The following is a 21,486-nucleotide window of genomic DNA, read 5'->3' as shown; positions in this document are numbered from 1 at the left end:
TGATCCGGTGAATGCGAGTGATCCGGGGGGGGAATATTGCAATTGCGGATGATGCCGCCGCACTTATTGCTATAGCTGCGGTTGTAGCAATTAATTATGCTGAATACCTCCTAGATGATGGTGAAGTTAATGGTACTGGGCCATTCAGTGAATTAATTGCTGGTATCGGTAATGTTCTGTCCTCTGAAAGTTCCCAACCTGGAATTGGGCACAATAGTGGGGGGCTACAGGACGACGGTTCCTTCATCACACCGGATGGAAACGTAATTGGAAACCATGGTAATCAAACTGGGGAGGGTTATATTGACGGCAAAGGGCACACGCCAGAGTCAGTAGATGGTATTTTAAATGAGCCAGCAGCACAGGGACCAGGCGCTAGACACGATAACTCCACTGGCGAGGCACGGGAAGGAACAACCGTCACAGTTGGGCCAAATGGCGATTGGGCTGTCACAAATACGAAAACAGGAAAAGTGATACAGGTCAATGATCGCAATAATTCCAAGCAGAAGACACCAGAGTTTGATGATCAATTAGAAAGTGAAAATGATGACAGTTCAGACCAGTAAGGATATTTCTTCTTTCATTCAGGATTTAATGTCGCCTAGGGGATCAAGCAATGTTTCTCCTGAAACGGTTTTGTTGTCTTTACCTGATCTTCAAAAAAGAGGATTTGTTATAACTCATATGGAAGCTGCCAGATTAGATGATGAAGGAATGCAAACGCCTGATTTTGAGTATGCGGTACTGGGATTGAGCAAAAACGGTGATGATGATTGGGATAGTCACCACGATGTTGGGAGAATCACAAAACTGGTTATACATAGATTGGAACAAGCCATTGAAAGCCCTATGGAGTATGTTTTTAAAGTGTGGGTGGTTGATTATAAAGACATATTAACTTGAAAATTCTGATAGTGTCCAATCTTCAGTGTTTGAGTAATTTGGTCAATCCACTCCCAAAACCCTCCCGTCCCCCACGCCTTGCCCCAGATGCACCACCCCGATCCGGCGCGCGTCTGTGCCCTCGCGTAACCCCACCGCATAGTTGACGCCCGAGGGCGGGGACAGCCATGTCGGCGGCAACGCGCCCCTTCGGCGAAGCGGTGGAGTTCGCAGTCAGCCTGACCCCGCCCGAGACCAAGGGGTTCATCCCGCTCTCGGGGCTTGATTTCATCAAACCCCTGCCACGGCGACGGGCGAACGGTTCGACGCGGACGCCGGCCTGCAATACCTGAACGCGCGGTATTATGACCCGAGGCTGGGGATGTTCATCCAGCCGGACTGGTTTGAAGTGACCAAGGCGGGGGTCGGGACGAACAGGTATGCGTATAGTTTTAGTGATCCGGTGAATAATCTGGACCCGAATGGCAACTTTGGGTTTCTTGGTGCAGCAATTGGAGGTTTTCTCTCTCAGGTGCAATTGCTGGCGGGATTGCCGGGAAATTACCCAGCGGGGAATCTATTGCTGGTGCAGCGGGAGGGCTGGCCCGAAAAGGAAAGGTATTAGGAGGTATAATCGGGGATTTAATTGATGCGGCTAAAAGGCGGCGCTATTGGTAAGGCACTCGATTCTATGAGTAAAGAAAAGGATGGTGGGCACGATGAGGGCAATCAAGAAGATTATCGATCGTGAAAATCAAAAGTATCTGATACTTTTGTTCTACTTACTATGCTTTGCTTTTTTCATAGTAGCATTTTCATATCGGCACAATCTTCAGACAGCATTCCGAGTCGCTGGATCAGTTGGGGCGATGGCAGATGTATCAGGAGCATTGCTGTGGGTAATGGCATTACTATTACATTGGAAAACCTTCTGGCAATTCTTTGTGGCCCATAGTGTTTTTATTTTATTGTCGCTCGTTGGTTCGTACTGGTTTTATGCCTATAGTATTGAATCATCTAACCCGTTTCTGAAACCAGCGTTAATTGACTATTTGACGTACCTCAGATTTACGGCTCTTTGTCCAGCGATGAGCATCCTAAGATACTTGCTAACAAGAAAACCCGATGATTAATCCGGTATAGTAAATTCTATTGTTTAGCAATTTGAACAATCATGTTTACTCCCCCAAAACCCTCCCGTCCCCCACACCTTGCCCCACATGCACCACCCCGATCCGGCGCGCGTCTGTCCCCTCTCGTAACCCCACCGCATAGTTGACGCCCGAGGGCGGGGACAGCCATGTCGGCGGCAGCTCGGCCCGCTCCAGCAGCGCCAACACCCTAGCCGGTGCCACATCCGGCGCGATGCCGTGGCGGCCGGAATGGACGGTGGCAATGGCCTGCAACTCTGCCAGCCGCTCTTGTCCTGCCCCCGTCACCCGCAGGAAATCCCACACAGGCAGCAATCGCCGCCCTGATCCGAAAGGCGTGGCGGGGTGAACCCCGCCCTACGGGGTGCGGGGCGGGTGGCGGAGGGTGCGTTGCAGGCGTTTGGCAAAGGCGCGGCGTTCTTCCGGAGTCATGGTGTCCAGACGCTCCAGCAGAAGTCTTTGCCCGACCTGCTGGCGCTTCAGCATCAGGTTTTGTTGCTCGGCAATCAGCCCGTGCACGGCATCGCGGTCGTATTCATCGGCTTGTAGCGCAAGGATCAGGGCCTGAAAGGTTTCCCTGATCTGTGGCAGGTTTTCCCGCAGCGATCCGACCTCGCGCCGCAGGGCCTGGCCGATCATTTTACGATCTTGCGGGGCGAGGGCGCGGGAATAGGGGCCATAGCTGGCTTCGCGCATGTTATGCGGCTGCAAAGCATCCCCGCGGTGGGTGTATAGCCGTGCGCCGATCGCACCCAGAACCAGCATGTTCAGCCCCAGCGAGACTGCCAGCAAAACCTTGATCCAGCGGCCGGTCGAAACTTTGTTTTCCACGTCGGCCATGTCTTATCCTTCCACGAAATCATCGCCAAAGGCGGGCAGAAGGTCAACCAGATAGGTGTCAAGCGTGTTGCCCGCCATGATTTCTTCCAGCGGGGCCGGCGGGCTGATACCGATCCAGATCCCCACCAGCGTTGCCGTGGCCATGCCCGCCACCGTCGGCCAGCCGCCAATCGCGGTCCACAGGCTGGCAAACAGGCCGGGTTGTGCGGCGGGGGCAGGGACATTCGCCATTTGCTGCGCCTCGGCATCGGCCAGCACGCGGGCCATCAGATCGCCCGAAGGCATCTGTGCTGCCTTGCGCCCCGCATCGAAATAGGCGTTCAGCCCGAATTCGTCATGTTTATCTGTCATCCTGATACCCCAATTCTGCGCGTCGTCCGGCCAATGCGGCGGCCAATGCGCGTTTGCCCCGGGCGGTCAGACTTTCGACCGCCTCGACGCTGATTTCCAATATCTGCGCGATCTCGGGGTTTGTCGCCCCCTCGATATGGCGCAGCACCACCGCTTGCCGCTGGCGTTCGGGCAGGGTGGCCAATGCCTGTTGCAGGGCCGCTGCCCGCTCGGCCTCGATCATCGCGTCGGGTGCCGAGGGCCGATCATCCACAGGTTCAGGCACGGCCTCGAGTGCCACACCGCGTTTCCTGCGCAAGCGATCGGTGCACAGGTTGCTGACCACACGGTAGAGCCAGGTTGTGACTTTGGCCTCGCCCTGTCGCCATTCCGGCGCGATCTTCCACAGGCGCAACATGGCCTCTTGCGCCACATCCTCGGCCTCGGCTGCATCGTTCAGCAGGCGTGCGGCATAGCCCAGAACCATCGGCGTCAGCCGCATGGTCAGCGCCCGCGCCGCGCCCGCGTCCCCGTTGGCATAGAGCACAAGCAGGGCATCGTCCGGCACATCGTTCATGGCGTCAAAGGGCATGGTCATTGTCCTGTTGCCTAACGCTAAACCCTGCTTGCGGCAATATCGCGGTTACTCGGTCGCCGGTTTGCCAGCGCGGTGCATGCGCCACTTGGCCTTGGCGGAGGCGAATTCTTCGGCCGTTACGGCGCCGTCGCCATCGGTATCGACCCGCGCAAACAGGCGATCACCCACATTGTTGGCGCGCATTTCTTCCAGACTGAGCATGCCGTCACCGTTGGCATCGCGGTTCTTGATCATCAGATTGATGCGCTGTTCCATTCTTGCGCGGCCCTGTGCCATCATCTCGTCTGCTGTCAGCATGCCGTCGCCATTCGCATCCGCCTTGGCAAAACGGGCCTGTCCGCGGGCGGCCATTTCATCCCTGGTCAGGCGGCCATCGCCATTGGTGTCCAGTTGCTCGAAACTGAGCCGCCCGATGCCGCCGGGGTTGGCCTGGGCAATGCCTGCGATCCCCAAACCGGCCGCTACAAGGCCTGCGATCCAATATGCTTTGTTCATGTCATTCTCCATTCGTTCAACCATCATCACAAGGTTAAACGCAGGCATTGCGGTTTTCCGTCGCGGAGCGGCAAAGAAATACTGCACCCGTTTTGAATTTGCGCTAAACAGATCGGGCGAACAGGAAAGGCAGACGTGATGACCACCCCCACCGATGGCGGACAAGACCGCCCCGTGCGCCCCGCGATGTTTCGCGGCTGGCGTCGCAAATGTCCCAATTGCGGGTCAGGCCCGTTGCTTTCGGGCTATTTGAAAGTGCGTGATACCTGTGCGGTTTGCGATGAACCCCTGCATCATCACCGCGCCGATGACGGGCCGGCCTACCTGACCATTCTGTTTGTTGGCCATCTGATGGCACCGCTGATCCTGATTGCGTTCGTTAAATACCGTCCGGAACCAATCGTGCTGGCGACAATATTCACGGTTGGCTGTGTCGCGCTTTCGCTTTACCTTCTGCCCAGACTGAAGGGCGTGATCGTGGCCATCCAATGGGCCAAACGCATGCACGGGTTTGGCGAAGACACCGCCTGACCCTTCTTACGCCCGAGCAAAGACATTATAAAGGGCGGCCAATGGACAAGACAGCAATTCGCAACGCGGCAACCGTGATCATGGTGCGGGATACGCAGCATGACCCGCGTATCCTGATGGGGCAACGCGGGGCCAAAGCCGCCTTTATGCCCAATAAATTCGTCTTTCCCGGCGGGGCCGTGGATACGGGTGATGCCGACATCCCGCTGGCCACCTCTCTGCAGGATCGCTGTATCGCGCAGTTGTCGCACGAGACCGACCCCGCCCTGATCCCCGCACTGGCCACCGCCGCCATTCGCGAGGTCTGGGAGGAAACCGGCCTGATACTGGGCGAGGCCGGCACATGGCCAACACCGCCGCCAGCGGATTGGGCCAGCTTTGCCGCCGCCGGCTATCTGCCTTCGGCGGCCGGTCTGACCTTTGTGTTTCGCGCCATCACCCCGCCGGGGCGCCCGCGCCGGTTTGATGCGCGCTTCTTCATGGTGGATGCGGCCCGGCAGGTTTGCGGTGATGTGGATGATTTCACCCACGCCTGTGACGAGCTATCACATCTGCAATGGATTAGGCTGGACGATGTGCGCCATTTTGATCTGCCCTTTATCACGCAGGTGGTGATGGCCGAGGTCACAAACCTGATCCGCAACGGGGAAACCCCCGACACGGTGCCGTTTTTTCGCAATGATGACGAGGAAAGCCTGTTTTTGCGGTTGGGCGGCGCGCGGCTCTAGGGCATAGACCTATAAACCCTGCACCACAGGTTTGGCAGATTTTGTCTGTGAGGATAGCTTAACGAGTGCCGTAATCTGGTTGATTATCAGAGAGTTAAGCTGTTCTCACGGGGAAAATCTGCCAAATCCGAAGGACGGGATTGTCGCTTCATCTCAACGACTTGGGCCGCTTGGAAATAGAACCACTATTTCCGGCGCACCCCAAGTCGTTGATATTTTGCGACAATCCCGCCAGTGGCGTAGGGTTTATAGGTCTATGCCCTAGGCTGCAGACAGGCTGATCGTGACCTGATTGCGCCCGTCCGATTTGGCGGCATAAAGCGCACGGTCGGCCAGTTCGAGCAAATGCTCGACGCTGCGGGCGTCATCGTGCAGACCACCCATGGCAACCCCGATCGACATGGAAACCGGTATCACGGTGTTGCCGTTATCCGTCTGCACCGGTGTTTCATCAACAATGCGGCACAGGCGTTCAGCGGCATGGCGGGCCTGATCCAGCTGGGTGTCGGGCATCGCCACCAGAAATTCCTCGCCGCCGATACGAGCCACCATATCGACGCCGCGCAGGTTGTCCTTGATCCGGTTGGCGATCTCTTTCAAAACCACATCGCCGGCGCTGTGGCCGTAGGTGTCGTTGATATTCTTGAACCGGTCCAGATCCAGCACCATCACTGCAAAAGGGCGCCCCGTTTCCTTGGCCCGCTGGGCAATCCGCAACAGATGCGGTTCGGCATAGCGGCGGTTGTACAGCCCCGTCAGCGGATCAATCACAGCCATGCGCAATCCATCGTGCACGGTTTCGCGCAAACGATCCGCCTGCCGTTTGCGCCGGATCTGGGTTTTCAGGCGCAGGGCCATTTCCTCGGGGTCGAATCCGTCCGGCATCAAATCGTTTGCGCCAAGGTCCAGCGCGGTTGATGCCTTTTCGGGGGCCTCCTGCGGGATCACCATCAGGATGGCGCTGTGGCGTGTGTTCGGGCGGCTTCGCAATTCCGACATCAGGCGCAGGCCCTCGTCGGGTTTGGTCAGATCACATGCGATAATATAGACATCCGGTGCACGGGTGCCATGGCTGCTGAGCAGGGCGGTTTCCTTGGTGAACACCACAATATTATCGGCGAGTTTACCGGAAAGGGCATTTTTCCATTTCAGGGCTTTGTCATACTGGCCGGCGATAAGGGCAACCGTCGCCGGTTGGTCAAAGGCATCGGCGTCCTCGGCAAAGCCCAACGCGCGGCTGGTGTTGTCCCGCAGGCGCAATTCCTCGGCCGTATCGCGGGCACGCAGCAGACTGCGCACACGGGCAAGCAGGATCTGTTCATCCAGCGGTTTTGTCATGAAATCATCTGCCCCGGCGCGCAGGGCTTCCAGCCGCGAGGGGCTGTCGTGTTTTGCGGTGACCACGATGATCGGGATACCGGCGGTGAGTGGATCGCTTTTCAGGGTTTTGCAAACTTCGATCCCGTCCATATCGGGCATCATCAGGTCAAGCAGGATCAGATCAGGAGATTCCTTGCGGGCACGCGCAATGGTTTCGGCCCCGCCTGCGGCCTGGGAAACCTCGTAACAGGCCTCCATAAGGTTCACTTTCATGACGATGCGATTTGTTGCAACGTCGTCTGCAATCAGGATACGTCCCGCCATTTCGCTCTCACTTGTTAACTGATTTTCCTGTTCTGATTTAGTTTTTGGTCAGATAGGTTAACAAATAGTTTCCAAAGCAGTGACAGAGTATGAAATGGACAAAAAACAAGCGGAAGTTCGCGCATTGAGTGTGTTGATCTGGCTGGTTGGCAACGAAGAGTTGCTACCGGTGTTTCTGGGGGCCACCGGTGCCAGTGAATCCGACCTTCGCGCGCGGGCCGGAGAATCAGAGTTTCTTGGCTCGGTTCTGGATTTCGTGATGATGGATGATGCCTGGGTGATGGCCTATTGCGATGGCGAAGGCCTGCCTTATGACACCCTGATGCGGGCGCGGCAGGCCTTGCCCGGCGGGGCCGATGTGAACTGGACCTAAGCCGGTCCTGCGCCTATATTGCCCCAACCAAAAACACAGGCAGGGCAGAACATGGCGACCAATGCTAAAGCTTTGGCAGATAAGATAATGGCGCAATTGCAGGCCGGTGATTTGGCCCGCGCGGTCAAAGGCGCGAAAACCGCGCACAAGAAATTCCCCAAAGAGCCGTATTTTGCCAATCTGACCGGCATGGCGCTGGCACAATCCGGAAACGAACGCGAGGCTGCCCTGTTTTTCAACAAGGCGCTGCGCATGGCGCCTAAGGATCAGAATTACCAGAACAATCTGGTGCAGGCGCTGGTGATGTCTGACCAGCACGAAAAGGCGCAAGCGCTGATTGGCAAGCTGTTGGCCAAACGGGCGGATCCGTCCGAATTGTATTACCAGCTGGCCATGTCGCAGATGCGATCCGGTAACGGTGATGCCGCACTCGAGGCTTTGTCCAGGGCATTGGAGGCAAACCCGTCCCACGCCAAGGCGCATAACCTGCGGGGGGTGATTTACAGCGAAACGGGCCGTGATGCGGACGCGGTGGCGGCCTATGAGGCCTCATTGGCGATTGCCCCCGACAATCCGGAAACCCTTGCCAATCTCAGCCTGCCATTGTCGCGGCTGAACCGCGAGGAAGAAGGTTTGGCGGCGCTCGAGCGGGCCTTGCAGATCAACCCGTCGCATCTGGTATCATTACAGCGGTATGCGTCCCAGTTGAACGAATTGGGGCGTCGGGAACAGGCCAAGGCGGTGTTGCATACGTTGCTGGCGGACTATCCTGCGCAGGGGGATGCCATACACCAGTTGGCGCAGATACAGACGGCTGAAGAAAACGCCGCCCTGTTGCCATTGGCCGAAAAGGCCCTGGCGAAGATGCCCAACAACGCGCCGGAGCGGATCCCGCTGAACTTTGCCCTGTCGGTGATCCACTGGCAGGCCGGTGATATTCCGGCTGCCGCATGGGCGCTGAAGGCGGCGAACGGGCAGTACGTGCGCCAGCATCCCTTCGATATGGCCCGCGAGACTCAAGAGATGGCGGATATACTGGCGCTGTTCCCGCAGGATACAGCCCCTGTAATCGCCAAACCTGCGGACGGACCCACACCTGTCTTTGTGATCGGCCAGCCCCGTTCCGGCACCACCCTGACGGAACAGATATTAACCTCGCACCCGAAGGTTGCCGGTTTTGGTGAACTGGCCACGGCGGGGCGTTTGGTCGAAGCTGTATTGCAAGGCGGACAGGGGTTTGATCCGGACGGGTTTGCGGCGGACTATAGGCAATCCCTGCCGGACCTTCCCGAAACTGCCAGCGCCTTTGTTGACAAGATGCCGGCCAATTACCGCTATGTCGGGTTTCTGGCCAGCGCCCTGCCACAGGCCCGGTTTGTCTGGCTGCAACGTGACCCGCGCGATGTGGCCTTGTCGATGTGGCGGGCCTATTTCCCGCGGCCCGCGATGGGATACACCTTTGATCTGGAGGCCATGGCGCAGGTCGCCAATATGCACCAGCAGTATTTGCAGCACTGGCAGGCGCTGTTCCCCGACCGCATCCTGACGATCCGCTACGAGGACATCGTGGCCGATATTGATGCCGCCAGCCGCCAGTTGGCCAATTTTTGCGGTGTTGACTGGGTCAAGGATATGGCCCACCCCGAGCGCAATACCTCGGCCGTGCGCACCGCCAGTGTCGGGCAGGTGCGCGAAGGGGTGCACCGGCGTTCTATCGGCGGATGGAAACGGCTGAAGGACCCATTGCAGCCCTTTATGGGCAGGCTTGATAATGGGCTGTGGCCGGAACTTGACAGCTGATCCTTTGCGGTTCTTGTTATGGGGGCACGCTTTCCGGATATTTGATCTGTTTTGCCAGTTGGGATTTATTCAGCGGATAAGGGCGTAGATGCACGGGCCAAATCATTGCAGATGCATTGTTTACCCAGAGTTGCTTTCCGCTGCCTTTTTTATAGCTTCAAGTGTTTTGATATCCGGGTGTTTAATAAACATCCCTCTAAACCACATTACGGTTGAGACGAAAAATCCAAAATGGCTGGATCTTGTCATCCTGAGGGTTGTCGTGCTTTTGCCCTCGGGAATGAAGTTCAACTGTAGAAGCAGGGTCATCTGCTGATTGTTAAACCGTTTTTCGACGGTGTGTTCTGCGGGAAATAAAATTTCATCAATAGGCGGGAGGCTGTCCTGTGCTTGCGTGTTGATATGGCGGGTGGCACGAAGTATGTGCGTTTTGCTGGCAAACAGGAACGGTGCTTCATATTCCAGCACTGTTTCGATAGTTTCAACTTCCAGATTTCCTCTGACAAGTAGCCAACGTGCCTGATTATATCCCCCCCATGGGCCTCTTGAAAGGATTTCGATACGGCGGGCGTATTCACTCCATTCGTGCACACGGTTCGGATTGGTCACCAGATCAAAAACAGTTTCGACGGGCTGCCGGATCTGAATGCTGAATGTATTTCTCATCAGGCTTTCTGGTCCTCTACAGCCGTTTCAGCGCCGCATCCTCGCCTTCACGCAGCTTACCCATCAGGCGGCAGAATTCCTGTGTTTCTGCATCGGTCAGCTTGCCTTGCCAATGCTCCGCATTGTCCCGTGCCATCGGTGTGGCCTGCCGGTGCAGGTCATATCCTTTGTCCGTCACCACAACCAATGTGGTGCGTCCGTCGCCTTTGCCGGTGGTGCGCCGGATCATGCCGTCAGCCTCCATCAGGCGCAGGGCGCGCGAGGTGGCGGTGCGGTCAATGCCGACGAAGCGGGCAATGTCGGACGGGTTGGGCAGGCCTTCGTTCAGCACCGCCAGCAGGATGCACCATGTGATCCGGGTCAGGCCGATGGTTTTCAACTGCTCGTCCAGCCGGCGTTCCTGCATCCGCGCGGTCAGGGTCAGTTGATACCCCAGTGAACGGTGCAGGCGGTATGATGTGTCTATGTCCATAGTTGACACTGTCAACCAGCGGTGTGCCCCTGTCAATTCCTGTTGCCAAGCCGCGCCTCTGCGGGCAGGGTGCAGGCGGGACAAAACGGGACGCAGGATTTATGGATATTCAGGCAATATTGTTCGACAAGGACGGAACCCTGTTCGATTTCTATGCCACATGGGGCATCTGGGCCAAAACCCTGCTGCTGGACGAGGCCGGAGGCGACGCGGAACTGGCCGCTCGCATGGGCGATGCCATCGGCTATGACATCCGCACGGGCACATTCGCGCCCGACTCGATGGTGATTTTCGACACCCCGCCCGATATTGCCGCCACTTTGCTGCCGTTCTTTGGCGGTGAAAAGGTGCAGAGCCTGACCGACCGCCTGAATGCCGCTGCCGCGCAGGTGCCGATGGTCGAGGCTACTCCGCTGATCCCGCTGTTGCTGGAATTGCAGGCGCGGGGGCTGAAGCTGGGCGTGGCCACCAATGACGGCGAGGCTCCGGCGCGCGCGCATCTCGAGGCCTCGGGCATTTCCGGCATGTTCGATTTCATCGTCGGGTCCGACAGCGGCTTTGGCGGCAAACCGGAGGCGGGTATGATGCAGGCCTTTGCCGATCATATCGGTATGGCCGGTGAGCGCATTGCGATGGTCGGGGACTCGGTGCACGATCTGGTGGCCGGACGGGCGGCCGGCATGGTGCCGGTCGCGGTGCTGACCGGTGTTGCCGGACAGGACGAACTGGCCCCGCATGCGGATGTGGTGCTGCCGGACATCGGGCATTTGCCGGCGTGGCTGGGGTAGGGGCCGCCTACAGAATAAACATCAGTTTAGCCAGAATGATAATCCCGAGACCCAGCGCGAAGGCCAGATAATGTATTCCGTCAAAACGGTCGGTGCGGAAATCCTCGGGTCCCCCCAGCACGATCAGCATGTGTTTGGCTTTGGTCCACGCGTTCTTGCCTGCGCCGACTTTGGGCATGAATACATGCGGGGCCAAAGCGAAGATACTGAACATTCCCAGCGCCAACGTCATTTTGATTGTCAAAAGCAAACCAAAGCTGGTCGAGACAAAATCGCCCAACCCCTCTGAGCCGGAGTAGTAATGCGCATACATCCAGAACCCGGACCCGTATAGAGGCAGCAGGAACAGAGGATAGGTGCGCCGGATACGGCGGAACATGAAGAACTCGATCCGGCAGAACTCATCTTCCGTCAAAACGCCGCGTAAAGGGGCCAAAACCAGCACCTCGGTTGTGATTGCACCCAGAAAGAAGATGGCGCAGATAAGGTGCAGCATGACGACATAGTCATAGGGAATTTCGAAGGGCATTGCGCGTGGGTCCTGACTTTTTATAGTTGAGTTTTTATGTCGGGAATTAAACGGTAACATTGATCTGGGTCAACATGGGTGGATATTTGCCGGCAAACGGTCTGATTTGCAGCAGTATATCCGGCTTTTGAGGTTTGTTAATAAACATGATCTAGGAAGGGGGCCGGAATACAAGGATGAGATGAATGCACGGGTTGATCAACCGTTCGCTTGAGTGTTTTTTGCGCGACACCTATGGCAGTACCGTCTGGCTGGACGTGGTAAGCCGTGCAAATCTGCCGTTTGACCGGTTCGAGGCGATGCTCGATTATGACGACAGGCTGACTTATGCAGTGCTGATGGCGGCGTCCGACCGTTTGTCAAAACCCCGCGAAACCCTGCTCGAGGATCTGGGCACCTATCTGGTGTCCAACCCCAATAATGAATCCTTGCGCCGGTTGCTGCGGTTTGGCGGGGATACCTATATCGAATTCCTGCACTCGCTGGATGATCTGAACGGGCGGGCAAAACTGGCCCTGTCGGAACTGGAACTGCCAAGGATGACCCTGCATGGCGGTCGGGACGGGAATGATTTCCGGCTGGTCTGTAAAGGCCCCCCCAGAGGCTTCGGACGGGTCATGCGCGGGGTGTTGCGGGCCATGGCCGATGATTATGGCGCGCTGGTTTTGCTAAAGGATATCGATGGTGAAACCGGATGCGAGGAAATTGCGATTACACTGGTTCAAAGCCGCTTTTCAGACGGGCGGGATTTCCGGCTGGCAGGACCGGTGGGGGTATGATGGGACAGATATGTATTGCCAGAACGGATCTGGCACAGGTGCTGCCGATGCATTTGTTGCTGGCGTCGGACGGGACAATCCGGCAATGCGGCGCGACCGTTACCAAAATGTTCCCCGGACGGGATTTGACGGGCCAGATGTTTTTTGACTGCTTTACAGTGCGCCGCCCCTGCGATGTCGGGGCGGTGGGTGATATTCTAGCCCATCAGGGGGCAAAGCTGCACCTGGTGGTCAGGAACGACCGCAAAACATCGCTAAAGGCGGTTGCGGTATCTGTTGACGGGGGCGACGGGGTGTTATTGAACATGTCGTTCGGCATTTCTGTTGTGGATGCCATCCGTGACTATGATCTGACCATCAGTGATTTTTCCGGGACCGATCTGGCGGTGGAAATGCTGTATCTGATCGAGGCAAAATCAGCGGCGATGGCTGAATCCCGCAAGTTGAACACGCGCTTGCAAGGGGCCAAGGTTGCCGCCGAGGAGCAGGCCTTTACCGATACGCTGACCGGATTGAAAAACCGGCGGGCGATGGATCATGTTCTAACCCACTTTGTCGAGGCAAACGAAGAATTCGGTCTGATGCAGGTCGATCTGGATTATTTCAAACGGGTGAATGACACATTGGGCCATGCCGCGGGGGATCATGTGCTGCACGAGGTTGCCAAAGTATTACTGGAAGAAACCAGATCAGAAGATCTGGTGGCGCGGATCGGCGGGGATGAATTTGTGCTCGTCTTTCACCGGATGACCGATATTGATAAATTGAATGAAATTGCGGCAAGAATTATCCAGCGGTTGGAAGAACCTATTTCATATAACGGGCAATCTTGCCTGATTTCAGCAAGTATCGGCACGGCGATATCTGATGGCTATCAGGGGTTGACGGCTGACAAGATCCTGATGAATGCCGATTTGGCGTTATATGCCTCTAAAAACAAAGGCCGTGCGTGCAATACGGTTTTTTCCGAGGAACTGACTCAGGAGGGCCCTCTGGTTGACGTTACGACACCTTCTTTGACCGGATAACATGACGTATCCAGGTTGTGGTGGCGTTTTTGCCTCGCTCGCCACGGGTTTGCCTTATTCGGGAAATAATGAACATATTTCGGCCCGTTTCAGTCATTTTTAGGCCCTGAATCTTTGGCAAAACTGTTTCAACAGAGATTCGGAGGGTATTATGGACTTGCTGCAACAAATTACATTTGATCAGATCGGGCTTAGCTTTTTGGCGGTATTCGTTATCCGCGAAGCAATGATTTTCGCCCTGCCAGACACAATTGCCGGACCCGGCGGCTGGTTGATTGATACGGAATGTCCTGACTGCGAATATTAAGGGTTTTTTTGGTATTCTAACCCTTACCATATTCCAGTGAGAAGAGGGCTGCCTGCAGGGCGGCCCTATATTTTTGTGCAATCGAAAGAAACGGTAAGGCCATTGGCCTGAAAACAGCATTGAAATTTTGGGGATATACATCACTGGTAGCCCGTAGGGGAATCGAACCCCTCTTTCCAGGTTGAAAACCTGGCGTCCTAACCGATAGACGAACGGGCCACTTCGTGACGTGAGGCGTATCTAGGCAAAGTCGCGCCAAGGCGCAAGAGGGTTTTTACGTTAAATGCGCATTTTATTCGCTGGGTGTCCGGTCAGGCGCGCGCAGCATCCTCCAGCCGCAATTGCACCCGTTGCCGCCCGCCCCATGTGTTGATTTCCAGCCGTCCGGCCAGATGGAACCGCGCGCCGCCGTGATTTAGCAGAGCCTCCCCCATCGGCCCGTCAAAGGCACCAAAGGCAATCGCCTCGATCCGTGCCCCCAGACCATCGCCGAATGTCACCTTCAGATGACTGTCACCCACCCGTTTGGCAAAATTGATTTCCACATCGGGAAAGGCAAACCGCGGGGCAGGGGCGCCGGCGCCAAACGGGCCAGCCCCGTCCAGTTGTTCGATCAACTCGACCGTGGCAGCCCCCGGCATCAGGATGCCATCCAGTTTCAGGTCCGCAGGGCCTGCCGCGCCTGCCCCCTGTTTGTCCAGCAATTCGGACAGCCGCGCCATGGCCGGTTCCAATTGGTCGCGCGCCACACTCAGCCCCGCCGCCATTTTGTGCCCGCCGCCTTTCAGCAACAGCCCTTCGGCCACCAGTCGCTGGATCGACGCGCCCAGATCGACGCCGGAAATCGAGCGGCCCGAGCCTTTGCCCTCGTCCCCGTCCAGCCCGATCACGATGGCGGGGCGGTTGGTCGCCTCTTTCAGGCGCGAGGCAACGATGCCCACTACGCCTGGATGCCAGCCTTCGCCCGCCGCCCAGACCAGTGGTGCGTCCAGCCCGCGGGCCTCGGCCTGATCCATGGCGACATCGCGCACCTGTGCCTCGACCTCGCGGCGCTCGGAATTCAGCTGGTCCAGCCGGTCCGCCATCGCGCGGGCCTCAACCATATCGGTGCAGGCCAGCAGGCGCGCGCCCAGATCGGCCTGCCCGATCCGCCCGCCCGCATTGATGCGCGGCCCCAGCAAAAATCCAAGGTGATAGGGGGTTGGCGCGCTGTTCATCCGCGCCACATCGCCCAGTGCCACAAGGCCGATGCGTTGGCGTTGCGCCATCACCTTTAGCCCCTGACGCACCAGCGCACGGTTCACGCCGGTCAGCGGGGCCACATCGGCCACCGTTCCCAGCGCCACAAGGTCCAGCATTGCCATCAGGTCGGGGCCGGATTTACCGGTGCTGCGCATCTGGCGGTTTACCTCGACCAGCATCAGGAACACCACACCGGCGGCGCACAACTGGCCGTAATCACCACTTTCGTCCTGCCGGTTCGGGTTGACCACAGCCACGGCAGGGGGCAAGATCTCGCCGCCCAGGTGGTGGTCCAGCACCACCACATCCGCCCCTTTGGCCGCTGCGATCGGTTCATGCGAAAGGGTGCCGCAATCGACACAGACAATCAGTGAATGATCCCGTGCCAGTTTTTCCATCGCGGGCACATTCGGCCCGTAGCCTTCCTTGATCCGGTCGGGGATATACAGGGTGGCATCGCGCCCCGTCCGGCGCAGGTAATCCAGCAGCAGGGCGGCGGATGTGCCGCCGTCCACGTCGTAATCGGCAAAGATGGCGATGCGTTCATCCGATTGCAGCGCCTTTAGAAAACGCGCGGCGGCGGGGCCCATATCCTTTAGCGTCAGCGGGTCGGGCAGCAGGTCTTTGAGCGTTGGCTCAAGGAAGGTTTCAGCCTGTTCCGGTGCCACCCCGCGCCGTACAAGGATGCGGCACAGCGGCAAGGGCAGGGCGGTTTGCTGGCTCATCGCTTCGGCCTGCCGGTCGTCATCAGCAGTGGGGCCGACCCAGCGGCGCCCGTTCAGCGAGGAGGAGACGCCAAGGTAATCGCTCATGCGAGGGTGCCAAGGATGGTTTTTGTGTCCAGTGCGGTGCAGAATTCGCTGTGGATGTTGGCGATGGCCGTGTCATGGATTTGCGCGGCGGTCAGCGCGGGGGCGTCCGGTTTCCATGACATATCGGCATTATTGGTAAAGGCCGCGCAGGCATCATGGGCCAGTGTCACCCCGAACCCCAGATTGGCGGCCATGCGGGTGGTGGTGGACACGCAATGCGGGGTGGTCAGCCCGCAGATGACAAGATCGGTGGCAAATACGCCGTGCAGGCGTTCCTCAAGGTCGGTGCCGATAAAGGCGGCGTTGACGTTTTTGCTGATCACCGGCTCGCCCTCCAGCGGCATCACCTCGGGTTTGAATGCGGCCCCCGGTGCGCCATCGGCCAGCGGGCTTCCGGCGGTGGTGCTTAGATGACGGACGTGGAACAGGGGCCACCCTTTGGCGCGCCAGTGGTGCAGCAAAAGGGCGGCATTGGCCTCGGCCTCCGGATTGTTGCGCGCACCCCAGAACGGGCTGTCAAAGCCCGTCTGGATGTCAATCAGGATCAGTGCCTGTGCCATTTTACCCTACTTCGTTTTGATCCGGTACGACATGCGCCGGACGGATCCGGTTTTGCTGCGCATCAGGATGGTTTCGGTGGTCAGATAGCCGGGTTCGCGTTTGATGCCATGCACGATGGACCCGTCGGTGACGCCGGTGGCGGCAAAGATCACGTCCTTTGTCACCAGTTCGTCGCGGGAATAGATCCGGTCCAGATCGGTGATACCGGCCTTGGCGGCACGGCCCCGTTCGTCATCGTTGCGAAACAGCAGGCGGCCATACATCTGCCCGCCCATACATTTCAACGCGGCGGCGGCCAGCACGCCTTCGGGGGCGCCACCGGACCCCATGTAAATGTCGATGCCGGTGATTTCCGGTTCGGCGCAATGCATCACACCGGCCACATCGCCATCGGTGATCAGGCGGATGGCGGCGCCGGTTGTGCGCAGCTCGTCAATCATATCCTCGTGGCGGGGACGTTCCAGCACGCAGACGGTGATGTCTGTCATCTCGCAGCCTCTGGCCTTGGCCAAGGCCGCAATACGTTCGGCGGGCGACATATCAAGGGTGACCACATCGGTTGGGTAACCCGGGCCGATCGCCAGCTTGTCCATGTAAACATCGGGTGCGTGCAGCATCGAGCCGCGCGGGCCCATCGCAATCACGGTCAGGGCGTTGGGCATGTCTTTGGCGGTCAGGGTTGTGCCCTCGAGCGGGTCCAGCGCGATGTCGACACCGGGGCCGTTGCCGGTGCCCACTTCCTCGCCGATGAACAGCATCGGGGCTTCGTCGCGTTCGCCTTCGCCGATCACGATCACGCCGTTGATGTCCAGCATGTTCAACTGGGTGCGCATGGCGTCCACAGCGGCCTGATCGGCGGCTTTTTCATCGCCGTGGCCAACCAGTTTGGCCGAGGCAAGCGCGGCGGCTTCGGAAACGCGGGCCAGACCCAGCGAGAGCATACGGTCGTGGAATTCGGATTGTTTGGTCATTGGTTCGGGTCCTGTTGGCTAAACTGTTTCGATGCGGATCGCGACGGGGTCCGAGGCCAGCACGCCGGTGGCGGCAAAGCTGCGGATCGCGCTGTCCAGCGCATCGCGGGTTGTTTTGTGGGTGACAATCAGCACGGGGGCTGTAGATTCTTCGTGGCCGTATTGGCGCATGCGGTCAACCGATACGCCTGCTTCGCCAAGGGCAGTGGCTATTTTGGCCAGCGCGCCGGGTTTGTCGTGCAGGGTCATGCGCAGATAATAGGGCGCGGGGGCGGCGGATTTGGCGGGTTTGGCTGCCGAAAGGGTGGTGGCCGGCTGACCGAATGTCGGCACGCGAATGTTACGGGCAATATCCAGCACATCGGACATCACGGCCGAGGCGGTCGGGCCTTCGCCAGCGCCAGCGCCACGCAGCACGATCTGGCCAACGTGGTCGCCTTCCAGCACCACCATATTGGTGCCGCCTTCCAACTGGCCCAGCGGGCTGCTGGCCGGAACAAGGCAGGGCGACATGCGCTGCTCCAGCCCGCGGCCGGTCATCTGCGCCACGCCCAGCAGTTTGATGCGGTACCCCATATCGGCGGCCTGTTCGATATCCTCGATGGTGATGCGCTCGATCCCTTCGATTTCGACAGCATCAAAGGCCACTTTGGTGCCGTAAGCCACCGAGGCCAGCAACGCCAGTTTGTGGGCTGCATCAATACCGCCGACGTCCAGCGTCGGGTCGGCCTCGAGGTAGCCCAGCTGATTGGCCTCTTCGAACACCTCGTCATAGGGCAGACCGGCGTTTTCCATACGGGTCAGGATATAGTTGCAGGTGCCGTTCATCACGCCCATCACCCGTTCCACCTGATTGCCGGCCAGACTTTCGGTCAGGGCCTTGATCACCGGAATACCGCCAGCGACGGCGGCTTCAAAACGGATCACGCGGCCTGCGGCCTCGGCGGCTTCGGCCAGTTCCTGACCGTGGATCGCCAGCATCGCCTTGTTGGCGGTGACCACATCCTTGCCTGCGGCAATGGCGGCTTGGGTGGCGGCCTTGGCTGGCCCGTCCGCGCCGCCCATCAATTCCACGAAAACATCGACATCATCGCGTTTGGCCAATGCGACGGGGTCATCCTCCCATGCGTATTGCGACAGGTTCACGCCACGGTCCTTGTCGCGCGAACGGGCGGAAACGGCGGTGATCACCACGGGGCGGCCGGTGCGGGCGGCCAGCAGATTGGCCTTTTGGCGCACGATTTTAACAACGCCAGCGCCAACGGTGCCCAGACCTGCAATTCCAAGGCGTAAAGGGTCTGTCATGTTGCGGATCTCCGGCTGAATTTGTGTTGCTGAATTCTGTAGCGACAAATGCGGTGCGGTGCAACGCGGCAGGTGGCCTTAGGGCGTAGACCTGTAAACCCTGCGCCACTGGTTTGGCAGAATTTGTCTGTGAGAATGGCTTAACGAGTGCCGTAATCTGGTTGATTATCAGCGAGTTAAGCCATTCTCACAGGGAAAATCCGCCAAATCCGAAAGGACGGGATTGTCGCTTCATCCCAACGGCCCGGGCCGCTTGCAAATAGAGCCACTATTTCCGGCGCGCCCCAAGCCGTTGATATTTCGCGACAATCCCGCCAGTGGCGCAGGGTTTATAGGTCTACGCCCTAACTGTGGCGATCTATGGCGTCTTGCAAACGCTTGCGGGTTTCGGTGTCGATCACCGGACGTTTGGCCCGGGTGGTGCGGTTTTTCAACCCGTTCATCCGGCCTTTCAGGGTGCTTACGGATTCGTCGGTGATCTGCACGTCCTGCGCATTGGTCAACGCCTGATCTATAGGGATAAGCGACGGGTAGGGTGCGATTTTGGCGGCAGGGGAAACCGCATCATCCAGTTGCGGGAAATCACTGCATGCGCCCAGCAGGGCGACAAAGGTAAATGCAAGTGAAAGACGCAGCATAGGGGATTCCCGAAATGTTTGCCTGATAATAGGGTGTTGTGCAGGGGGGACACAAGCAGGGCTTTGAAATGAACGCATGTTCAGATAAACATCGCCTATGGCACGAAAAACAGGTTCACATTCCCAGATCACCGGCCCGAAGGTGCGGCAAGCGGCGTCAAAGCTGTTTGCGCGTCACGGGTTTGCCGCCGTTTCCATGCGCCAGATCGCGTCCGAAGTCGGGGTGCAGGCCGGTGCGCTATATCTTTACACGCCGGACAAGCAAAGCCTGCTGTTTGATCTGATGCAGGGGCATATGCAGGATTTGCTGACCGCGTGGGAGGCACAGGAAAAGGGCAGGGGGCCGCTGGAGCAGCTTGAGGCCTTTGTGCGGTTCCACATCGGGTTTCATCTGGACCGGCCGGATGCGGTGTTCATCGCCTATATGGAATTGCGTAACCTGTCGGACGAGAATTTCGCGGTGATCGAGGGCTTGCGCAAGCGATACGAGGACGTGCTGGAATCTATCCTGCGGGAGGGTCAGCAAGCGGGGGTGTTTGCCGTGCCCGATACCAAGCTGGCGATGATGGCACTGATTGCCATGCTGACCGGGGTAAACACCTGGTATCGCGAGGGCGGACGGCTGTCGCGGGACAAGGTGGAAGCGATATATTGGGATATGGCGCGCAAGGCCGTGGCGGCATAGGGCAGCCGCACGGTTTTTCCGGTGTCGGTTATCTGCGGATAATATTTCCACTAAACCGGTTTAGTGAAGAAAGTTTATTATGTTTATCAAGAAGATACCGGCATTTTACATGTGAAAAACCAGCCGCTTTTTACCCATGTGTCTCCCCGAAACAAGCTTTCCTACCGAACCCTCTCGATCTTTGTGGTGGAACCGGATAGATCGGGCGCAGTCTTTGCCAAGGAGCCTTTGAATGACTGACAGCGAAATTCTGGCCACGGTTATGCCGTCAACCCCCCGCCGCTATGCCGGATTGGCGATGTTGGCGTTGTTGGGGGGGCTGTTGGTCTATATCGCACTGGCCACGCCGCCTGCGTCATTGGCATGGCGGTTTATATTGCTAGCCTTGGGGGGACTGGTCTTGTGGATGGCCGAACTGATGCGGCGGGCAACGCTGCACGGCGTGGTGCTGACACGGGACGAATTGCGCACCACCAACGGGCGGGTTCTGGTTCGGGTCGAGGATATGACAGGGGTTGTGCGGGGATCATTCTCGCTAAAGCCATCCAACGGGTTTTCTGTTCTCACCAAAATATCACAGGAAAAGGCATGGGCACCGGGCATCTGGTGGCGCTTTGGCAAACGGGTTGGCGTTGGCGGGGTCACGGCGGCGTCGCAGGCCAAATACATGTCGGAAATTCTGGCGGCTATGCTCGCTGAAAAAGAAAATAATCACCAATAAAAAAGGCGCTGGAAATATCCGGCGCCTTTAAGGTTAGTTAATGCAGGTTTGCCAACATGCCGGAACCGACCGTGGACGTGTCATGATTACATGGTCCAGATCATATTCATTCAAGCCAATATTGAACATCGGTATAAACCGCATATGGGTTTCCATGACATACGTGGTATCACCGTCCACCATCTTTGGAATTTTGTCTTTAATATCAACCAGAGTTGCGTTTGTATGGCCTGGCTGGCCATTGGTGCCGTAGGAATATTCGATGATATATTGGTCATCCGATGTAATCGCTGGGTCGTTGTCTTTAAACCGGACCAATGTAAGACGGATCCATGTGGGGTTACTGCTGCCACTCAGGAACTGGTACATGGTTCCCAATCCATCAACAAATTCCGGCGTCAGAATGGGAACGACGCGAGAAGCCATATCGCTGATTGTGTATGCAGCTTTCAGGTTAACGCTTTTGACACGGAACGCGTTAAAATAGACGCTCATCGCAACAAGTGTTGTCATCAGCATTGGAAAGATGATGGCCGTTTCAATGACGGCTGTTCCGGCTTCGTCATCCCAGAAATTGCGGGCTTTGTCTGTTAGGTATGACATTTGC

General features: G+C 57.7%; 28 protein-coding genes, 1 tRNA gene and 1 pseudogene. 13 read left to right on the top strand and 17 right to left on the bottom strand.

Annotated features, from left to right (window positions below):
- Positions 1-11: 11 nt before the first annotated feature.
- The gene (locus tag BAR1_RS10790) at positions 12-569 is read left to right on the top strand and encodes a hypothetical protein (protein WP_118943026.1); all 558 of its coding nucleotides are present in this window, start codon (positions 12-14) and stop codon (positions 567-569) included.
- Positions 547-906 carry a hypothetical protein gene (locus BAR1_RS18010; protein WP_162891755.1) on the top strand — a complete coding sequence of 120 codons (360 nt, stop codon included), beginning with the start codon at positions 547-549 and terminating at the stop codon, positions 904-906. Before BAR1_RS10790 ends, BAR1_RS18010 begins: the two co-directional genes overlap by 23 nt.
- A 42-nt stretch (positions 907-948) precedes the next feature.
- On the opposite strand, the gene BAR1_RS18005 is transcribed toward BAR1_RS18010, so the two are convergent.
- Entirely contained in the window at positions 949-1,086 is a 138-nt protein-coding gene (locus tag BAR1_RS18005; RefSeq protein WP_162891754.1) for a hypothetical protein, read from the bottom strand.
- Between the two features lie 121 nt (positions 1,087-1,207).
- Between BAR1_RS18005 and BAR1_RS10780 the strand changes: the two are divergent.
- Positions 1,208-1,510: pseudogene (locus BAR1_RS10780) on the top strand (RHS repeat-associated core domain-containing protein); the annotation flags it as partial.
- A 553-nt stretch (positions 1,511-2,063) separates the two neighbouring features.
- On the opposite strand, the gene BAR1_RS10770 reads toward BAR1_RS10780, so the two are convergent.
- From BAR1_RS10770 to BAR1_RS10750, 5 genes are read right to left on the bottom strand one after another with little or no spacing between them, the layout of a single operon-like run.
- Positions 2,064-2,351 (bottom strand): hypothetical protein, encoded by a 288-nt coding sequence (locus tag BAR1_RS10770; protein ID WP_118943022.1) that lies wholly within the window; start codon positions 2,349-2,351, stop codon positions 2,064-2,066.
- Positions 2,352-2,393: 42 nt separating this feature from the next.
- Positions 2,394-2,876: a periplasmic heavy metal sensor gene (locus BAR1_RS10765; RefSeq protein WP_118943021.1), complete on the bottom strand. Its 483-nt coding sequence runs from the start codon at positions 2,874-2,876 to the stop codon at positions 2,394-2,396.
- Between the two features lie 3 nt (positions 2,877-2,879).
- Positions 2,880-3,227 carry a hypothetical protein gene (locus BAR1_RS10760; RefSeq protein WP_118943020.1) on the bottom strand — a complete coding sequence of 116 codons (348 nt, stop codon included), beginning with the start codon at positions 3,225-3,227 and terminating at the stop codon, positions 2,880-2,882.
- The gene (locus tag BAR1_RS10755; RefSeq protein ID WP_118943019.1) at positions 3,217-3,804 is read right to left on the bottom strand and encodes an RNA polymerase sigma factor; all 588 of its coding nucleotides are present in this window, start codon (positions 3,802-3,804) and stop codon (positions 3,217-3,219) included. Before BAR1_RS10755 ends, BAR1_RS10760 begins: the two co-directional genes overlap by 11 nt.
- Positions 3,805-3,849: 45 nt before the next feature.
- The gene (locus tag BAR1_RS10750) at positions 3,850-4,299 is read right to left on the bottom strand and encodes an EF-hand domain-containing protein (RefSeq protein ID WP_162891753.1); all 450 of its coding nucleotides are present in this window, start codon (positions 4,297-4,299) and stop codon (positions 3,850-3,852) included.
- Positions 4,300-4,437: 138 nt separating this feature from the next.
- Here BAR1_RS10750 and BAR1_RS10745 point away from each other — a divergent pair, with 138 nt between their 5' ends.
- A complete protein-coding gene (locus BAR1_RS10745; RefSeq protein WP_118943017.1) occupies positions 4,438-4,830 on the top strand; it encodes a DUF983 domain-containing protein in 393 nt (130 codons plus the stop codon).
- A gap of 41 nt (positions 4,831-4,871) precedes the next feature.
- Positions 4,872-5,558: an NUDIX hydrolase gene (locus BAR1_RS10740; RefSeq protein WP_118943016.1), complete on the top strand. Its 687-nt coding sequence runs from the start codon at positions 4,872-4,874 to the stop codon at positions 5,556-5,558.
- 261 nt (positions 5,559-5,819) lie between these two features.
- Here the strand turns inward: BAR1_RS10740 and BAR1_RS10735 are convergent, their stop codons facing one another.
- On the bottom strand, positions 5,820-7,202 hold the full coding sequence (locus BAR1_RS10735; RefSeq protein ID WP_118943015.1) for a diguanylate cyclase: 1,383 nt from the start codon (positions 7,200-7,202) through the stop codon (positions 5,820-5,822).
- Between the two features lie 94 nt (positions 7,203-7,296).
- Here BAR1_RS10735 and BAR1_RS10730 point away from each other — a divergent pair, with 94 nt between their 5' ends.
- Together BAR1_RS10730 and BAR1_RS10725 are read left to right on the top strand one after the other, a co-directional pair.
- Positions 7,297-7,575 carry a DUF3572 domain-containing protein gene (locus BAR1_RS10730; protein WP_118943014.1) on the top strand — a complete coding sequence of 93 codons (279 nt, stop codon included), beginning with the start codon at positions 7,297-7,299 and terminating at the stop codon, positions 7,573-7,575.
- Between the two features lie 72 nt (positions 7,576-7,647).
- On the top strand, positions 7,648-9,375 hold the full coding sequence (locus BAR1_RS10725; protein WP_162891752.1) for a tetratricopeptide repeat-containing sulfotransferase family protein: 1,728 nt from the start codon (positions 7,648-7,650) through the stop codon (positions 9,373-9,375).
- A gap of 120 nt (positions 9,376-9,495) precedes the next feature.
- Here the strand turns inward: BAR1_RS10725 and BAR1_RS10720 are convergent, their stop codons facing one another.
- Together BAR1_RS10720 and BAR1_RS10715 are read right to left on the bottom strand one after the other, a co-directional pair.
- Complete coding sequence (locus tag BAR1_RS10720) at positions 9,496-10,041, bottom strand: SRPBCC family protein (protein WP_118943012.1); 546 nt, start codon at positions 10,039-10,041, stop codon at positions 9,496-9,498.
- A gap of 16 nt (positions 10,042-10,057) precedes the next feature.
- A complete protein-coding gene (locus BAR1_RS10715; protein WP_118943011.1) occupies positions 10,058-10,513 on the bottom strand; it encodes a MarR family winged helix-turn-helix transcriptional regulator in 456 nt (151 codons plus the stop codon).
- Positions 10,514-10,614: 101 nt separating this feature from the next.
- On the opposite strand from BAR1_RS10715, the gene BAR1_RS10710 reads away from it, so the two are divergent.
- Entirely contained in the window at positions 10,615-11,301 is a 687-nt protein-coding gene (locus BAR1_RS10710) for an HAD family hydrolase (protein WP_118943010.1), read from the top strand.
- 7 nt (positions 11,302-11,308) lie between these two features.
- On the opposite strand, the gene BAR1_RS10705 is transcribed toward BAR1_RS10710, so the two are convergent.
- On the bottom strand, positions 11,309-11,830 hold the full coding sequence (locus BAR1_RS10705) for a hypothetical protein (RefSeq protein ID WP_118943009.1): 522 nt from the start codon (positions 11,828-11,830) through the stop codon (positions 11,309-11,311).
- 185 nt (positions 11,831-12,015) lie between these two features.
- Between BAR1_RS10705 and BAR1_RS10700 the strand changes: the two genes are divergently transcribed.
- From BAR1_RS10700 to BAR1_RS17995, 3 genes are all read left to right on the top strand, one after another.
- Positions 12,016-12,609, top strand: a complete 594-nt coding sequence (locus BAR1_RS10700) for a heme NO-binding domain-containing protein (protein ID WP_118943008.1) — start codon at positions 12,016-12,018, stop codon at positions 12,607-12,609.
- Positions 12,609-13,637 carry a diguanylate cyclase domain-containing protein gene (locus tag BAR1_RS10695; RefSeq protein WP_118944439.1) on the top strand — a complete coding sequence of 343 codons (1,029 nt, stop codon included), beginning with the start codon at positions 12,609-12,611 and terminating at the stop codon, positions 13,635-13,637. Before BAR1_RS10700 ends, BAR1_RS10695 begins: the two co-directional genes overlap by 1 nt.
- 151 nt (positions 13,638-13,788) lie before the next feature.
- Entirely contained in the window at positions 13,789-13,944 is a 156-nt protein-coding gene (locus tag BAR1_RS17995; RefSeq protein WP_162891751.1) for a hypothetical protein, read from the top strand.
- Positions 13,945-14,088: 144 nt separating this feature from the next.
- On the opposite strand, the gene BAR1_RS10690 is transcribed toward BAR1_RS17995, so the two are convergent.
- From BAR1_RS10690 to BAR1_RS10665, 6 genes are all read right to left on the bottom strand, one after another.
- Positions 14,089-14,163 (bottom strand) — tRNA-Glu (locus BAR1_RS10690).
- 92 nt (positions 14,164-14,255) lie between these two features.
- Positions 14,256-15,998 carry a single-stranded-DNA-specific exonuclease RecJ gene (gene recJ / locus BAR1_RS10685; RefSeq protein WP_118943007.1) on the bottom strand — a complete coding sequence of 581 codons (1,743 nt, stop codon included), beginning with the start codon at positions 15,996-15,998 and terminating at the stop codon, positions 14,256-14,258.
- Complete coding sequence (locus BAR1_RS10680; protein WP_118943006.1) at positions 15,995-16,558, bottom strand: cysteine hydrolase family protein; 564 nt, start codon at positions 16,556-16,558, stop codon at positions 15,995-15,997. Before BAR1_RS10680 ends, recJ begins: the two co-directional genes overlap by 4 nt.
- 6 nt (positions 16,559-16,564) lie before the next feature.
- Positions 16,565-17,530, bottom strand: coding sequence for a class II fructose-bisphosphatase (glpX, locus tag BAR1_RS10675; RefSeq protein WP_118943005.1), 966 nt, complete (start codon positions 17,528-17,530; stop codon positions 16,565-16,567).
- 18 nt (positions 17,531-17,548) lie between these two features.
- Positions 17,549-18,835, bottom strand: coding sequence for a homoserine dehydrogenase (locus BAR1_RS10670; protein WP_118943004.1), 1,287 nt, complete (start codon positions 18,833-18,835; stop codon positions 17,549-17,551).
- Between the two features lie 344 nt (positions 18,836-19,179).
- Complete coding sequence (locus BAR1_RS10665) at positions 19,180-19,473, bottom strand: hypothetical protein (protein WP_118943003.1); 294 nt, start codon at positions 19,471-19,473, stop codon at positions 19,180-19,182.
- 97 nt (positions 19,474-19,570) lie between these two features.
- Here BAR1_RS10665 and BAR1_RS10660 point away from each other — a divergent pair, with 97 nt between their 5' ends.
- Together BAR1_RS10660 and BAR1_RS10655 are read left to right on the top strand one after the other, a co-directional pair.
- Positions 19,571-20,158 carry a TetR/AcrR family transcriptional regulator gene (locus tag BAR1_RS10660; protein WP_118943002.1) on the top strand — a complete coding sequence of 196 codons (588 nt, stop codon included), beginning with the start codon at positions 19,571-19,573 and terminating at the stop codon, positions 20,156-20,158.
- 232 nt (positions 20,159-20,390) lie between these two features.
- On the top strand, positions 20,391-20,879 hold the full coding sequence (locus BAR1_RS10655) for a hypothetical protein (RefSeq protein ID WP_118943001.1): 489 nt from the start codon (positions 20,391-20,393) through the stop codon (positions 20,877-20,879).
- A gap of 33 nt (positions 20,880-20,912) precedes the next feature.
- On the opposite strand, the gene BAR1_RS10650 is transcribed toward BAR1_RS10655, so the two are convergent.
- Positions 20,913-21,482 carry a TadE/TadG family type IV pilus assembly protein gene (locus BAR1_RS10650; RefSeq protein WP_162891750.1) on the bottom strand — a complete coding sequence of 190 codons (570 nt, stop codon included), beginning with the start codon at positions 21,480-21,482 and terminating at the stop codon, positions 20,913-20,915.
- Between the last annotated feature and the right edge of the window lie 4 nt (positions 21,483-21,486).

Source organism: Profundibacter amoris (genome assembly GCF_003544895.1).
GTDB lineage: Bacteria > Pseudomonadota > Alphaproteobacteria > Rhodobacterales > Rhodobacteraceae > Profundibacter > Profundibacter amoris.
This window is presented reverse-complemented; position numbering and strand designations above follow the sequence as displayed.